Annotated in this window: 14 protein-coding genes; all 14 read right to left on the bottom strand. The window is 32.5% G+C overall.

Annotated elements, in window-relative coordinates:
- Positions 1 to 629: 629 nt before the first annotated feature.
- The 14 genes from C406_RS0111510 to C406_RS0111445 all read right to left on the bottom strand — a co-directional run bounded on the left by C406_RS0111510 (position 630) and on the right by C406_RS0111445 (position 15,788).
- The gene (locus C406_RS0111510; protein ID WP_017380779.1) at positions 630 to 1,631 is read right to left on the bottom strand and encodes a glycosyltransferase family 2 protein; all 1,002 of its coding nucleotides are present in this window, start codon (positions 1,629 to 1,631) and stop codon (positions 630 to 632) included.
- Between the two features lie 74 nt (positions 1,632 to 1,705).
- Positions 1,706 to 3,241 carry a lipopolysaccharide biosynthesis protein gene (locus tag C406_RS0111505; RefSeq protein WP_017380778.1) on the bottom strand — a complete coding sequence of 512 codons (1,536 nt, stop codon included), beginning with the start codon at positions 3,239 to 3,241 and terminating at the stop codon, positions 1,706 to 1,708.
- A gap of 77 nt (positions 3,242 to 3,318) precedes the next feature.
- Positions 3,319 to 4,404 (bottom strand): polysaccharide pyruvyl transferase family protein, encoded by a 1,086-nt coding sequence (locus tag C406_RS19565; RefSeq protein WP_237740554.1) that lies wholly within the window; start codon positions 4,402 to 4,404, stop codon positions 3,319 to 3,321.
- A gap of 63 nt (positions 4,405 to 4,467) precedes the next feature.
- A complete protein-coding gene (locus C406_RS19915) occupies positions 4,468 to 4,908 on the bottom strand; it encodes an NAD-dependent epimerase/dehydratase family protein (protein ID WP_081503761.1) in 441 nt (146 codons plus the stop codon).
- 113 nt (positions 4,909 to 5,021) lie between these two features.
- On the bottom strand, positions 5,022 to 6,029 hold the full coding sequence (locus C406_RS19910; RefSeq protein WP_192812602.1) for a glycosyltransferase family 2 protein: 1,008 nt from the start codon (positions 6,027 to 6,029) through the stop codon (positions 5,022 to 5,024).
- 56 nt (positions 6,030 to 6,085) lie between these two features.
- Complete coding sequence (locus tag C406_RS0111485; RefSeq protein WP_017380774.1) at positions 6,086 to 7,204, bottom strand: glycosyltransferase; 1,119 nt, start codon at positions 7,202 to 7,204, stop codon at positions 6,086 to 6,088.
- A 31-nt stretch (positions 7,205 to 7,235) separates the two neighbouring features.
- Entirely contained in the window at positions 7,236 to 8,363 is a 1,128-nt protein-coding gene (locus C406_RS19550) for an EpsG family protein (RefSeq protein WP_017380773.1), read from the bottom strand.
- A gap of 70 nt (positions 8,364 to 8,433) precedes the next feature.
- A complete protein-coding gene (locus C406_RS0111475) occupies positions 8,434 to 9,240 on the bottom strand; it encodes a glycosyltransferase (RefSeq protein WP_017380772.1) in 807 nt (268 codons plus the stop codon).
- Positions 9,241 to 9,353: 113 nt separating this feature from the next.
- A complete protein-coding gene (locus tag C406_RS0111470) occupies positions 9,354 to 10,463 on the bottom strand; it encodes a glycosyltransferase family 4 protein (protein ID WP_017380771.1) in 1,110 nt (369 codons plus the stop codon).
- Between the two features lie 31 nt (positions 10,464 to 10,494).
- The gene (locus C406_RS0111465; RefSeq protein WP_017380770.1) at positions 10,495 to 11,115 is read right to left on the bottom strand and encodes an acetyltransferase; all 621 of its coding nucleotides are present in this window, start codon (positions 11,113 to 11,115) and stop codon (positions 10,495 to 10,497) included.
- Positions 11,112 to 11,756 carry a sugar transferase gene (locus C406_RS0111460; protein ID WP_017380769.1) on the bottom strand — a complete coding sequence of 215 codons (645 nt, stop codon included), beginning with the start codon at positions 11,754 to 11,756 and terminating at the stop codon, positions 11,112 to 11,114. Before C406_RS0111460 ends, C406_RS0111465 begins: the two co-directional genes overlap by 4 nt.
- A gap of 2 nt (positions 11,757 to 11,758) precedes the next feature.
- Positions 11,759 to 12,838, bottom strand: a complete 1,080-nt coding sequence (locus tag C406_RS0111455) for a DegT/DnrJ/EryC1/StrS family aminotransferase (protein WP_036654581.1) — start codon at positions 12,836 to 12,838, stop codon at positions 11,759 to 11,761.
- A 309-nt stretch (positions 12,839 to 13,147) separates the two neighbouring features.
- On the bottom strand, positions 13,148 to 14,989 hold the full coding sequence (locus C406_RS0111450) for a polysaccharide biosynthesis protein (protein ID WP_017380767.1): 1,842 nt from the start codon (positions 14,987 to 14,989) through the stop codon (positions 13,148 to 13,150).
- 28 nt (positions 14,990 to 15,017) lie between these two features.
- The gene (locus C406_RS0111445) at positions 15,018 to 15,788 is read right to left on the bottom strand and encodes a tyrosine-protein phosphatase (RefSeq protein ID WP_017380766.1); all 771 of its coding nucleotides are present in this window, start codon (positions 15,786 to 15,788) and stop codon (positions 15,018 to 15,020) included.
- Between the last annotated feature and the right edge of the window lie 234 nt (positions 15,789 to 16,022).

The following is a 16,022-nucleotide window of genomic DNA, read 5'->3' as shown; positions in this document are numbered from 1 at the left end:
CTCATTTCGATGGCTGTAATCACTCGGCTTCAACCTTCATGCGCACAAGATTTTGGATTGCTAGAGAATATATCTTACTGCTCAGAAAAGAAGCCGCCAAAGATGGCGGCTTCTTGCTAATTTAAAAAGAATTATTCCGTATTATTTGAAAGAAGTGTTTCCCAGACTATGTAAATATGCAAAATGAGAGCTTGAAACTTGCAAACTAATCGGTAGCAGATAACGATTTTAGTAGTTGTGCAATCAGCGATGCTTGGCAAACTAGGATATCCGCTACGCCTGATCACGTGGGGTAGTTCGTTAAAGAAGCACCGATCGAGGATCGGTTGGTTCCTGCAGAGGACCAAATTCTTGAAATGCTGGTAAATAAGCATAGTGGGACGATGGATTGCGTCGAATGGTCTGAGAAGGTTAAAGAAGCTTTGTAGCAGTTAAAGCCGCTTTAACAGCAACTCATTTAATTTTTGTTTCGAACGGTGTTCGCTGGATGAGGTAGTCATTCACTTGGAGTTTCGAAAGCGTACGACAAGAAAAGAGAACGTACAAACTGAAAGAAATGATGACAAAGTAATAGTAGCGATAGTATATTGTAATGCCCATCTATCAAATAGGTGGGCATTATTTGACGCTTACTTTAAAAGAAGCTTTAATAGTTTCAGTTGTTTTAACTTACTTAACATCACGGTCAACTGTATGCCTTTAGGTAAATCTCTGTTGAAAAAAGTTACATACTCCAATGACTTTGCTATCATTGGTAATGATAAAATTTCATTGAATTTTAACTCAGTTTTAACTGGTTCTAGTATAGCAGCATTCGAAAGTATCATCGGGAGTTGATGACTGACTATATATTTATATAAATCATCCAATGCTCTGTTATCAAAATTAAAACGCTCGTAAAAAATAATTTTTTCTTGGTATTGTCTTATGAGATTTTCTTCTAAGTATGATTTACCTTTTTTTGAAGTAAGACTATCCGGTGTATCCCTGTAATAATATAATTCCTCATTGATTACAAATATACCATTCGAATGGTAAAAGGCGTAAAGATTAAATATAGTGTCTTCAGCAAATCTAACTTTTGCGTTAAAATATATTCCTTCTACTAATAACATACTCCGTTTATAAATGTTCCTACACGCAAACCAAACAAACTTAGTTTCATGAGCTATAACCATTAAATCTATTTTCATATCTATATCTAGGAACAACCTTGATTTTATAGGAAATGGGTGTTTAGATAATATATTGTTATCTTCATCACATTTATTGTATCCACAAGACACAATGTCCACCTGCTGTTCTTGACTTGCTAAATACATTTTTTCAAACATATCTTCTACTACAAAATCATCAGAATCAACAAAACCTACATATTCACCATTAGCTGCTTTTATTCCCGTATTTCGTGTTGCAGAAGGACCACAATTTTTCTCTTGATAAATCACTATTATCCTAGTATCAAGCAATGCATACTTTTCAATGATTTCCTTGCTGTTATCAGTTGATGCATCATCAACTAATAATATTTCTATATCTTTCAAAGTCTGCTTTATCAGACTTTCTACACAATTTTCTAAATATTTTTCCGTATTATAAATAGGGACAATAATACTCACAAGTGGCGACATATTCAAGTCTCCTTTTTTGTAGCTTCTAATTTTATCTATACATATTATTATCTTTAGTATCAAATAAAGATTCATTAATTAAATTTTTGAAGTATTAGATTTTTTATCGAAGTTGCCAAATATATATATTCAACAGTCTTTATAAACACCGCTATAAAAATAACACTTATAACACTTATACAAATCAATATCATAAATAAAAAAGATAGAATAGTTACTTCGTGAATAAAGCTAAATAAATACTGTATTAAAACTATATTTAACATAGCTACTAATAAATACTTAACCCATAGAAAATAGTAGGATATAACTCCTTTTTTCAATCCATGTTTATAAACAATAAGCGGATCAAACCACACATTTGTAATTATTCTAGTTATTGAAGTTGCTACTAACACTCCGAATAAACCCCAAAATCGCACTAAATAAATGGATAGAATTAAGTTTATTACTGCAGATACCGCCGGTCGATATTTTCCATGTACAAATAAACCCATTGTAGATCTGAAAGTCCAAATAGAATTCATCATTCCAAAAATATACCAGTTTAATGAAACTATAAAGACTATATCCATACCTAAAATGTATTCTTTTCCTATCCATAATTCAATAAAAGGATTTAATAAAGAGACTAGACATATAAAAGAAAAACCATATATGATAAAATTGGCAAATGTAATAGTTTTTAATAAAAATTCTTGCCTCTCTCCATTTTCTTTTACTATAAAATTCCCCACACTGGCGGTTATGGCATTTGTAAATTGTAAAACAACCATTGCTACTGACCCTAAAATTAAAGTGTAATTCGAAAGTTTTCCTACCGCTGCAACACCAATGTATGCAGCGATGATAATATTATCCATTCCATCCATTACAGTACTTCCAAGCTTATAAATTACAAGAGCCTTTACATTTGTCCAAATATTCTTCTTATCCGATGCGTCTAAACGTTCTTTTTTATACTTTTTTAAATATGGGTAAAGATGCTTTGCTTTAATAGAAATGACTATATTTTCAAGTAAAGTACTTACTATTTGAATACCAAGATATAAGATAAAATCTTGCGTTAATACAAGAATTACTATTTGTAGAACTGCTCTAAAAATATTAGTATATAATTTAACTTTTGATACAATATATTCTTTCTGATGGGCAGTTATTATGGAACGACTATATGCAAAAAAATAAGAGACAACTGTATTAAGTAAGAATAAAAGATAAATGAACGTAAGTTTATCAACATTAGGAGTCTCTTTTATCATGTTATCTAAAAATGGCACTAACAATAATCCTAGTCCAGCTACTGTCAAACCAATAAATATATATACTTTTTTATAAAGATTCATTAAAGCCGCTATTTTCCGTTTATTTTCTTCAGCTACAGGTTTATACATGCTATAAATCATAGCACTACCAAAACCTAATTCGGCCAAAGATAATAACGTAAGGATGTTAGTAAATAGTCCATTTACTCCAAGGTATTCAATTGATAAATAGTGTATAAATACCGTTCTTACTCCAAAGTTCAATAAAACTATTAATACTTGTGATATCATTCCAAAGACAGTATTTCTAAGTGAGTTGGCTGTTCGGCTATTCTTGTTCTCCATATTTAAAAAGCCCTCAAATCTTAATGCAAACTATAACTCTTGTTTAGTTGAAATTAGCCCTCATTAATTACATAGTGTTATTCGAAGGAAGATTCAATCTCTCCCGCAACTGCATTTCTTAAAATTCTGTATTTATCTTTCAAGTTCAATGCATTTTTATTATCAGCTTTAAATTTCTTTAAATTACTCATGGTTCTAATAATTTCGCTAGCATCAAATTTTTCTATGAATTTAATAAATTCGAGCTCACTTAGCCATTCATTATATGTTCCTATTATTTTTTGGTTGCTATTTGGCAAAACGACGCAAGGAGTTTTTGTTATCGCGCAAAAAATCATGCAATGTAATCTATCAGTTATAACAACTTCAGATTCTCTTAATAGTTTCCAAAAGTCCTCAAGAGTCTTTTCGAAATTCTGCGGGGAAGATTGCTCCATAGTGATATTAACTGTATCAGTTATAATTACATCATTGAATGAACTTTTAATTGATTTTAGCAGATCAATTTTTTGAATTTGTGTCAGATGTGATTCCATATCGTTTCTAACACAATAAATAACTCCTTTTCTTTCAAGTTCAGGAGTCACATTATCAAGAGACATAACAATATCGGGACAATACTCTACTTTATTTCTTGGGAAATTTGCCTTCATTTTCTCATAAGAGTTTTTCTCACGAGCAAACAACTTTAAATTTTTATGTTTTGAATAGGTTCGCACTGTTTTCTTTAAACGTTTCTTTCCATAATCCGTGGTAGAAAAGGTAATAGTTTGAGGGAATGAAATAATTCTATTATTCGGGAAACTTTTAATGATAAACCTACGAGCATCTTCTAAAGAAGTGTAAGATTCATCCATATTCCCCCCGCCAACTGTTGTAATAATATCATCTCTAGAGCATACACTTTTCAAAGCTTTCATTTTTGAATAAGTCCAGGTACTAGGGAAAAGCACAATTTCATAATCAGGGAAGTTATTTTGTAAAAACTTTTTTTGCGCATATGTAATGGCCATATCCCCCAGATTCTGATAAAACCCTCCGAGTCCAACTACAATTTTCTTCTTACCTCTATACTTTTCTAAATCTACGTCAAAACTTGGTTTGAATTTTGAAATAATTTGACCTTTTATTGTTTCTGGAATTATATTTTTTATTTTCCTCATCATTCTATAAATACACCTCAGTTTAAACATTTTTATTTTATCCTAAATTTAGTGCATTTATCTTTAATTTTCATATCCATTTGGATTTTTCTCTTGCCATCTCCAAGCATCTCTACACATATCTTCTAATGTTTTTTCTGCTTTCCAGCCAAGGCTTTTGATGGCTGAATAACATTCTGCTGCTTCACCAGATCGTCTTTCAACAATTTCATATGGTATTTTAGTATTGTTTATTCGCTGAAAAGTTTCAATAACTTTTAATACACTATATCCTTTGCCTGTCCCTAAATTAAATGCTGCAATTCTATTGATAAATTGAAGATTTTCTAAAGCTTTTAAATGACCATTCGCTAAGTCCACTACATGGATATAATCCCTGACACTTGTCCCATCTCCGGTCTGATAATCTCCACCAAATACATTGACTTGACTTCGTTTCCCCACTGAAACTTGCGTAATGTAAGGAATAAAACTATTAAGTATTCCGTTTGGATCTTCTCCGATAAGTTGTTATGAAAGATGTCACTTTTTTATTTTAATTTTAGGAATAATTAGATTTCTTTAAAAATAATTATATGGTTTTTATTTGAATATTAAGGACAAACTCAAAATTCTTATTATTTCTTTATATATATTAGCAACAATAAGTTAGTCTGTTTTAATTGCATTAATCTTTGTATTATCATATCTTTTATTGAAACTACTTTTAGGTGTCTAAGCATTTTTCTTACTTCAGGATTTTCTAATAGTTTATTAATATATCTTTTTTTTTGTTCTAAGTTATAATCACCAGTAGTACTAAGCATCCTTACTGTCGATTTCATAACCATGAAATCCATGAATGAAATTATACTTTCAATCTTAGAATCTTTTACCTTCCATTCTAATAACAATTCTTTAACAGCGTTAGAAGCTTGACTCTTTAGTTCATAGTAATTCTCATAAAATTTTGTTCCCAGTGTTACTCTTGGTCGTTGCATATAATGCAATAGGGGTTCTTCTAAGAAAGCGATCCGATTACTTAAAGCGAGAGCAGGAGAGTTAAATACTATATCTTCAACTAGTGATAACCCTTTTGTGAAATTTAAATCGTTTTCTTTTAATAGTTTTGTCTTGTATAATTTGTTCCATGCATAACCCAAATCTCCAATAAAATTTTGGTTTATCTTAATATGTTTAAATTGTTCTTTGTCATAAAGGGCATGAGGTTGTGAATGAATTTCAGATTTATAAAGTTCATCATTTCCATCAACGAAATCGACATAAAATCCCCATTGTACAATATCGCTATCAGAAGTTTTTGCGATTTTTAACGCTTTTTCAATCATATTAATTTCGGCATAATCATCCCCGTCGAAAAAAACAATATATTCTCCTCTAGCTATATTAAGACCCACATTCCTAGCATCAGATAAACCGCCATTTTCTTTATGTACAACTCTTATTCTTTTGTCTTTCTTTTCGTACTCATCACATATCTCAGGACAGTTATCCGGCGAACCATCATCAACTAAAATAACTTCTAAATCTGTATAAGTTTGATTTATTATTGAATCAACACATTTGCAGATATACTTTTCAACATTATATATCGGTATAATAATAGAAACTATTAAATTACCCATTTTATTAACACCTACAATCTTGTACTTTTTTTGAATCAAAATACTCCCAAAAAAAATCATTTTCTATCTAATAGTTCCTCTACCTCACCGACTGTTTTCTCAGTACTAAATAACTCTCTCCTTTCTTTTACTTTTAGTTTATAATGTTCTAATAATTTGGGTTCTGTTAAGATTCGTTTTAAACCTTTATAGAGAGCCTCTTCACTATTTTCTGTTATTAAACCATATTCACTATTAGACCCCATCATTTCTTCCATACCAGAACAAAGTGTCGTGACTACAGGTGTACCTAAAATTAAAGATTCTGAAACGGCGGTACTATATCCTTCTTCGTAAGAAGAACAAACAAAAATATCTGAGTTTCTTACATATTTATAGGGGTTATCTTTAAAGCCCATAATAGTCACATGATCATCTAAATTAAATTTTTGAATTGTTTCGTAATACTTGTTTTCTAGTTCGCCTTTTCCTATTAAATAAAGATGAATATTAATATTTTCATTAATTAATGTGTGCATGATTTTTAATAACCTAATATAACCTTTTTGTTTAATGAACCTTCCCACAGAAATTAGGTTAATTTTATTACTATCAAATTCTATCTCGTTAATCTTTTCTTTTGATTTATTAATAATATGAGTTGTATCTACCGTGTTGTACTTAACGATCAAATTCCCTTTTATTTCGTTAAAAGTATTTTCAAATGCAATACGTGCGGTATTTGATACAAAAACAGTTGTTTCAAATTTGTTATAAGTTTTAACAGCCTCTTTTAGACTTCTATAAGATTGTGTCACAGTTTTCTGATTATTAATTTCTGTATGGATCCAATTTATTAACCTTGTTTTGTGCTTTGGACTTCCACTTAATATCCTCGTTGTTGGTCCTTCTAAATAAGAAATTATAATATCATATTCTTCTTTTATCATCAGTCTATACAACAACTTTGGTGATAAAAGTTTTAGTATATGAATATTGCCTTTAAATAACTTCTTAAAATAATAACGATACTTTATATCATTGTTTAAATACTTTTTATTAATACCACTATCGAACATCGAAAACAAAGTGATTTCATATTTATTTTCATCTAAATTATTTAACAACGTAACTAATACTTTTTCTGCTCCTCCACCGCCTAAAGTTGGAATCGCAAATAATATTTTTTTTTTCAATAATACCTACCCCTTAATGATTTATAAACTATCAATTTATATACATAGATTTAGACAAGGGTCCTATTAACTCTTTATTTATATATAAAAAATAACTTGAATAAATATTCGATAAACTGTCAAAATAGAAAAAAACAATATAACAAACTATTGCCATAAAACCTACCAGCACTCTTAATTTTTTATCAAAGCAATAATAAATAATAGCTGGAATTAGAATTAAGTTATATAAACCAAAATAAATACCTATTCTGGCAAAAATCCAACTATACGATGCAATTAGTAGTGTTAAAAAATTTAATAAGGAAAAATTCATTATAATATTATAGCTTGTCACATTTTCAGCTAGTTTCTTTCTATATATAAATCCTAAAACTACAGGTACTGCCGAAACTGCAATCCTCAGTATACTTGCACCTTTATATGAGTCTAATGTATCAGCATACCCACCATATTGAGTACTATCTAGCATTATAGAAAACATTCCAAAAAATCTTTCAAAACCAAATAAAAATATTAATACCAAAAATACCAGGAATAATATATTTTTTGACCATGCATCTTGTCTTACAATAAAATAAATAGGTATCATAATAAGAACAGAACTATGAATAGTTGACATAAGAAGAACAAGAATGATAAAATTCCATTTCATATTTTTTATTATGAAACTAGTGGCAGCAAATATTACTGCTGCTACCATATACTGTCTCAGTCCGTTCATAGTGGCAATATAAGTTCCACCAGCAATGAATAAAAATATAGCAAATGTTAATGGACGAGCGTATTTGTATAAAGTCACCATGATAAGAGAAATACTCACTATGGATGTGAAAATTAGCACAAATTGCGGATGTGTAGATAACTTTTGTAGTATAAACTGTATTAATGTGTAGCCCCAATCTTTATTTGAAAATATTGTATTAAAATCGTTTTTTATTGTATATGAATACATATAGTATCCAGTATCACCTATACTGGATCTTAAACCAGAAATTAAAGTTAATAAAATCACTACAAATGAAAATAATATCTTATTTGGTTTATTGATTTTTACTGTAAGACCATTTTGATCAATTAAAAGTTTCGATGTTCCGTAGAATTCCGAAACTAGTGTTAGCGTCGTAACAATGAGTATCATGCTCCAAATAATAATCATTTACATTTCCTTTCTAATTCGTTTAAATGTTAGTTAGTTAAATACAAATTCTACTTTTTAGTATTTGTATTTAATTAGCTAATTTTTTCTTGTGTAAATGAATATATAGTTTTTGGGGCAATAATCCAACAACAATAGGTCGTAAAATATAAAAATAATTCCGGAATGGCAAATTCAACTTCTTTACTATTAAATATTTAACATATGAATCATTTAATCTAAATTTAAAACTCCTTCTTTGTGCTGCATTTTTATCATCTCTCATTTTATACAGTGGTTGTTGAATATTGTATCCTCTAAAGCCTTTAGAGTACATTTTTGTCCATAAATGGTAGTCTTCAACTCGTAACAATTTTCTATTCACTGTATAACCGTTTACCGCTATATAAGCTTCTCGCTTCACCATACATGGCGCATGTGCAAAGGGGGTACCATAAATTAAATCCTGTGGTTGCGGTTCAATTTTAGGTTTACTTATTCCCCAGTCTCCTGATTCATCAAAATAGATCATGGCTGTACTGACAATTTCAACATTTGGATTGTCTTTCAAGAATTTCAATTGTATTTCAAATCGAGTGGGTAAAGAAATGTCGTCCCCATCCATTCGAGCAATGTACATACCTTTTGCACATTGTAAACATCTATTAAGAGTATGATTTAATCCCATGTTCTGAAGATTTTTTAGTAATACAAATTTTTCTGGATTATTTACTAAAAATCGTTTTGCCACTTCATATGTGTTGTCTTTTGAGCCATCATCGCACATAATAACTTCAAAATCTTGAAAAGTTTGATTTAATAACGAGTCTAAACTTTCTTCCAATGTAGTTTCACAATTATATATACCCATTATTACGGTAATCTTTGGATTAATCATTTTTAACACCTTTTTTCTTAAATGGTTTGTGATAATATTCAAATATATTTTGTTAAGTCTCATAATAAATATGAAAAATTATTATATTACTTTTATCAAATTCTAATTTTATTTTAAGTTATATAATTCTGATAAATTTCTGAATTTTTATCTATAGCATTTTCAACGCTATAAATATTTACTGATTCTTGGTTGTTTCTTCCCATCTTATTTCTAAGTAATTTATCCTCTTGCAACTTTTTTATAGCTTTAGCAAAAGATTTTATATCCGTTGGATTGCAGGTAAAACCAGTTTCACCATTAACTGAATAATCGACTATCCCATGAATATTTGAAGTGATAATCGGCAAGCCTGTAGCCATTGCCTCTAACGCTGCCATCCCCAATCCTTCTCGTTTTGATGGAAATACAAATATGTCTGAAATCTTGCAAAGCTCATCTATATCAGTTCGGAAACCTAATAAGGATACTTGCTTTTCTAAGCCTAGATCTATTATTAACTTTATTAAATAGCTTTCTAAAGGTCCTTGTCCACATAGGATATAATAAATATTTGAATTTTTTAATTTTGCGATAGCTCTAATTATAGTTTCATGGTTTTTATTCTTATTAAGTTCACCTACAGATAGTGCCACAAAAGCATCTAGTGGAATAGATAATTCTTTACGTTTTTCTGAATTATTTACAGATACATTAATAAACCTTTTTGTGTTGAGCCCTACTCCGGGAACATATTCTACTCGTTTTGAATCAAACGATTTCCTTGCTCTCCTGTAGTCTTCTTTATTTATTGTTATAAGAACATCAGTATATTTCGATAGGTAACGTTCTAGAGGATAATATATAACCCAGTTTTTAATCGGTGCCCCTTTATAAAAATGAAAGCCATGTGCAGTATATATAACTATCACACTCATTTTTCTACAAGCAAGTCTTACACAGGCAGAAGCTATAGGAGTGTGTGTATGAACCAAATCATAATTTTCATTTTCTATTAGTTTTTTCAACATTTTAAATGCATTATAATTTTTTTTATTTAAAGGAGACCTTTGAAACTCTATATTATGGACTGCGCAACCAAGTTCAAGTACTTCCGGATTCAATTCTTGAACACTATTAAAAGCTAAATCCACTTGATGTCCCTGGTCAATTAGCAATTTTATATGTGGAATTAAAAATGCGTTTACTGTATTTGATATTGTAGTAACATATAATACTTTCAATTATTACTCTCCAGTCGCATACTTATTTATATCACTCTAACTTCCGTGCCGGAATCCCAACATAAATACCTATTTCAGATATATCTTTAATTACCACAGCACCTGCACCAACTTTGCAGCCGCTAGCAATTTTTACATTATTACTCACTATGCTACCTATTCCTAACCACGATCCTTGGCCAACTGTCACTGTACCTGCTAAATGTGTACCAGGTGATACATGAACATAATTTCCAATTAAATTGTCATGGTCTAACGAAGCACCAGTATTAATAATGCAACCTTTACCAATCTCGGTACAGCAGTTAATAACAACTCCTGCCATAACAACCGTTCCACCTGCTATCTCGACATGCTTTCCAATTACAGCATTAGGATGAATTAAAATAGGTATACTTGCACCTTCTGTTTCTAGCTTATCTTGAATTTTTTCTCTCATAGAATTATTACCAACACCTACAAAAACATCCCAATTATCTAGATATTTAAAAACATCGTTAATTGTCCCTATAACTTCTTTTCCCAATGATGATTTGATATTTTGATCATCATCTAAAAAAGCAATACTCGGCCATTTATTCATTTTCAAAGCAATGTCCGCAACCACTTTTCCGTGTCCACTAGCACCGATTATGAGAAGTTTTTCTTTCATATCTCTACTCTTTTCTTTTCAGTTCCTCTAAAAGGTTCCATCGTTGCATTAGTCTCCGAATTAATACCTTCTCTTATAAAAACCTTTTTAATAGTAAGTAAAATAATGTTCCAATCTCCACTAAAGCTTACATTGTCTACATATTTTACATCCCTATTAAATTTATCTTCCCAACTGATAGAATTCCTTCCACTTACCTGTGCTAAGCCAGATAAACCAGGCCTCACTTCATGACGTCGCTTTTGGTGATTATTATAAAGAGGAAGATATTGCACCAGCAAAGGCCTTGGTCCCACAATCGCCATATCACCTTTTAATATATTAAACAATCCCGGTAATTCATCCAATGAAGTAGAACGCAGGAAACTTCCAAACTTCGTTAGTCTAACACTGTCAGGTAATAACTCCCCTTTATCGTCTTTCCCCTGTGTCATTGTTCGAAACTTATACATCATAAAAATCTCTTCATTCACCCCAGGCCTCTCTTGCTTAAAAAACACTGGACTTCCTAGTTTGGTTCTGATAAGCACCGCAACCACAAAAAACACCGGAATAAGACCAACAATAGCAATCAAACCAAGCGCTAAATCCATGGTCCTTTTAATATACCTTCTATATATATCACCATTTGCAGCATTCATACCTATCTCCACAACCCTTTTATGATCTCCACAACTCTTTCTAAATCCCCATCATTCATTTTCGTATCACTCGGCAAACAAACCCCATTATCAAACAATTTCTCCGAAACATCTGTCCCGACAAAATCAAATTTCTCGAAATACGGCTGTAAATGCATTGGCTTCCAAACATGTCTTGACTCTATATTCTCTTTTTCAAGAGCATCCATAATATCAATCGGCCTAACATTCCCATTTAATGTAATTGCACTTAACCAATAATTAGAGTTATCCCATTCATTTGTCGGCATCATTTGAATGCCATCCAAATTACCAAGTTCTCTCTTATAAAACTCAAAAATATACTTCTTTTTCTCAACTCTCTGATCTAAAACCTTAAGTTGTCCTCTTCCAATCCCAGCCACAACATTACTCATACGATAATTGAACCCTAACTCACTATGCTGATAGTGTCGTGCTTGGTCCCTACTTTGAGTTGCCCAAAATCTAGCTTTAGCAATTCTCTCTTCATTATCAGAAACAAGCATACCTCCACCGGATGTAGTAATGATCTTATTACCGTTGAACGAGAAAATGCCGTAATCACCAAATGTTCCAACAGGCTTTCCTTTATAATAAGTACCTAAGCTTTCAGCAGCATCTTCAATTAAAATCACATTATACTTTTTACAAAGCTCTACTATTTTATCCATGTCTGCCGACAGACCATAAAGATGCACCACCATAACTGCCTTCACTTCCGGATATTTTTCGAAAGCTTCTTCCAATGCGTTAGGACACATATTCCATGACTTATAATCACTATCTATAAATACAGGAATTGCATGTTGATAAATTATCGGATTTGCAGTTGCAGAGAAAGTTAGTGTTGGACAAAATACGATGTCTCCCTCACCAATACCTGCAGCTTTAAGTGCTAAATGGATAGCTCCTGTCCCAGTCGTTAACGCTGCAGCGGCTTTGCTTCCTATCTTTTTAGCAAATTCATTCTCAAATTCATTGATGTTCTTTCCAAGTGGTGCAATCCAATTGGTATCAAATGCCTCTTTTATATACTCCATTTCATAGCCTTCATCACTCATATGTGGGGATGAAAGAAATATTCTTTCTTTATCTACATGATCTCGAATCGCCCAGTTTCCATTTACATGTATTTTAATGATGTCTTCAATACCTAAAGAGATAGCTTCCTCAAAAATAATTTGCATCATGTCTATCGGTATAGCTTTGGTTCTAGGTAAGAAGGGTGTACCAAGATCTGCGGCAGGAGTTATTGCTCTTGTTATTAATTTTCTCATATTATTCACTCCTTCTTTAATTATCAAAATTCCTTATCCGAGACTTTGAATTATCTGTATAGGAAAGGGAAAAGTACGCTCTCCACGTCCTAATCACCCAACTTCCGCCATCATCTTCAAACTACCAACCTCGACATTCCTACGATTAGCAGTACCTATAAGCACTTCCTTTAACTCATGACCGGTTAGACTAGGAATTTTCTCCAGCAAGAACAATAACTCATGATTAGTAATAGGCGTAGCCTTCCCGACATAAATCTTAGGAAAAATAACCTCGCTCTGTCTCTCACTCTCATTCATCAACTCTTCAAATAACTTCTCACCAGGTCTTATCCCCGTCTCCCTAATCTCAATTTCACCCTCCGAATACCCAGAAAGTTTAATAAGATTGCTAGCAAGATCGAATATCTTCACAGGATTACCCATATCTAAAACGAATACCTCGCCACCATTTGCTAAAGTCCCAGCCTGTATTACAAGCCGAGAAGCTTCTGGAATAGTCATGAAATAACGAGTCATTCTCATATCGGTTATTGTCACCGGACCACCAGCCGCAATTTGTTTCGTGAATAGTGGAACAACACTCCCACGTGACCCCAACACATTCCCAAATCGTACAGCTGCGAAATTCGTCTTACTGGTCTTCGCCAAGTTCTGCACAACCATTTCTGCAAAACGTTTAGTAGCCCCCATTACATTAGGCGGATTCACTGCCTTATCTGTAGATACAAGCACAAAGTTACTGACCCCAAAGGTATCCGCCGCTTCCGCAACGTTCTTCGTACCAAAAATATTGTTCTTCACAGCTTCCATCGGATTATATTCCATTAATGGAACATGTTTATGTGCAGCAGCATGGTAAATCACGTCAGGTCTACACTCATCCACGATGTCGAAGATTCTCGTGCGGTCTTGCACATCAGCAATCATTGGCCGAAAGTCTACACTATCTCCATACATATTTCTTAGCTCTTGGTCAATTAAATAAATAGAATTCTCACCATGTCCCAACATAATCAACTGTTTCGGGCTAAACCTCATCACTTGCCTACAAATCTCAGACCCTATCGATCCCCCAGCTCCTGTGACTAAAATCGTTTTACCGGTAATGTTCTCCGATATTACTTTCATATCTAGCTGCACTTCTTCACGACCTAGTAAATCTTCAATTTTCACACCGCGCATTTCATTGACAGAAATTTTACCTGTCATTAAATCTTCAATCAGTGGAATTTGGTGAGTTTTAGCACCTGTTTCAATACATAGCTTTATAATGTCAGCCATTTCTATTTTTATTAATGATGGAATTGCAAGGACGATGTGTTCCACTTTATGTTTTTTCACAAGTTCAGGAATATCTTGGATGAACCCTAACACCTTAACTCCATATATTTCCAAATATTGTTTCGATCGTGCATCATCTACAAAGCCAACTGGTGTCAGGCTTGCTTCACTGTTACTCAATAACTGACGAGTAACCATCGTACCTGCTGATCCCGCTCCAACGATTAATGTACGTTTACGATCAATATTCTTGTCAGACGTAATATGTGGACCCACATAGACACGCCATGAAAAACGGGAACCACCAATTAGCAGTATATGCATCATCCATGTCATGACTAGTACACGCCAATAAATATTTTGTTGAATAACAAATTGAATGGCCATCACCGCAATTATCGTATAAGTCACCGCACGCACTATAGATTTCAATTCTCCAACTGATGCATACGACCATGCTTTTCGATATAACCCAAATCGCCAAGCAAAAAAGTGATGAGCGATTAAGATTGAAAGAGAACTAACTACTAGAATTTCGTTTGTAAATACGTTGATGTAAGGATGAAAGGCGAAATAACCAGCATATATTGAGAACAATACAATCATTGAATCTAGCAGAATCAACAAAACTGTTCTTTTTTCTTTTGTCATGAGTCCTATTTCCTTCTGAATTAGTAGATTAAACAAGGCCAAACAACTTCTTTCGTTGTTGAAAACGCTCAGGTGCTAACTTTTTAAAGGAGCGTCCTTGCAACACATCTTCAGCCTGCGTGTTCACTAATGTCACCATATCTGAACCAAGCTCTTTCTTCAGCTTGTCCATGCCTTGCTTCCAAACAAAACTACGATTCGTCATGTTATGAGCGTCTGACGCTACAAAGTGAGCTAGATGGTGCTCAAGAAGATTTAAACTTAATTTCTGTGTTTTTCTACCGAACTTTCCCGCTACACTCGCCGCTGTTACTTGAGACAATGCACCGTTTTTGATGAGGCGGTATAACTTGTCTGTGTTTTCAGCGATTGCTGCATTGCGTTCTGGATGAGCGATAATTGGTGTGTAGCCTTTTACAAGCAAGTCATAAAACAACTGCTCAGTATACTTCGGTATGTTTGAAGGTGGAAATTCCACTAAAATATATTCCGAATTGTTTAATGTTAATAACTCTTCGCTGTGGTTGAATGCATCTAGCATTTCTCCAAACAGCCGTATCTCTTGTCCCGCATATATGTTAAGAGGTATGTTCTGTCTTTTCAATTCACTTTGTAGATCTTTAACTCGTATAAGGACATTCTTTTTTTCGTTTGTATAACTCGGGTGTCTATGGTGTGGAGTTGCGATTACAGAAGTGATACCTTCCGCCACTGCTTGTTTAGCCATATCCACACTACTAAATATATTTTTCGAACCATCATCAAGTTCCCACAATATATGTGAATGAATATCGACCATTGAAATCCCTACTTTTCGATTTATTTAGTTCTTATTACCCGAATTATAGAACTTCAAATTATATTATCATGATAAATAGACTATTAAAAGAGGGTTAATAGGTATTGTTTTGTCGAAAAATGTAAATTAAATAGCAATAATGACATAGAGGTTAAAAATTATATAAATTGTTATCAATAAAAAGTGAAGAAATACCTATTCTGATACAAAAAGAAAACACCATAAAGCTGTATT

It is taken from the genome of Paenisporosarcina sp. TG-14 (assembly GCF_000297555.1).
GTDB lineage: Bacteria > Bacillota > Bacilli > Bacillales_A > Planococcaceae > Paenisporosarcina > Paenisporosarcina antarctica.
The sequence above is the reverse complement of the archived record's forward strand: the minus strand, read 5'-3'. Positions and strand labels throughout refer to the sequence as shown.

Excerpts from the sequence above, each read along its gene's own strand:
- C406_RS0111445 (WP_017380766.1), bottom strand. The coding sequence starts at position 15,788 with ATGGTCGATATTCATTCACATATATTGTGGGAACTTGATGATGGTTCG.
- C406_RS0111475 (WP_017380772.1), bottom strand. The coding sequence starts at position 9,240 with ATGATTAATCCAAAGATTACCGTAATAATGGGTATATATAATTGTGAA.
- C406_RS0111455 (WP_036654581.1), bottom strand. The coding sequence starts at position 12,838 with ATGAGTGATGAAGGCTATGAAATGGAGTATATAAAAGAGGCATTTGAT.
- C406_RS0111505 (WP_017380778.1), bottom strand. The coding sequence starts at position 3,241 with ATGGAGAACAAGAATAGCCGAACAGCCAACTCACTTAGAAATACTGTC.
- C406_RS19910 (WP_192812602.1), bottom strand. The coding sequence starts at position 6,029 with ATGGGTAATTTAATAGTTTCTATTATTATACCGATATATAATGTTGAA.
- C406_RS19565 (WP_237740554.1), bottom strand. The coding sequence starts at position 4,404 with ATGAGGAAAATAAAAAATATAATTCCAGAAACAATAAAAGGTCAAATT.
- C406_RS0111460 (WP_017380769.1), bottom strand. The coding sequence starts at position 11,756 with ATGAATGCTGCAAATGGTGATATATATAGAAGGTATATTAAAAGGACC.
- C406_RS0111450 (WP_017380767.1), bottom strand. The coding sequence starts at position 14,989 with ATGACAAAAGAAAAAAGAACAGTTTTGTTGATTCTGCTAGATTCAATG.
- C406_RS0111465 (WP_017380770.1), bottom strand. The coding sequence starts at position 11,115 with ATGAAAGAAAAACTTCTCATAATCGGTGCTAGTGGACACGGAAAAGTG.
- C406_RS0111510 (WP_017380779.1), bottom strand. The coding sequence starts at position 1,631 with ATGTCGCCACTTGTGAGTATTATTGTCCCTATTTATAATACGGAAAAA.
- C406_RS19550 (WP_017380773.1), bottom strand. The coding sequence starts at position 8,363 with ATGATTATTATTTGGAGCATGATACTCATTGTTACGACGCTAACACTA.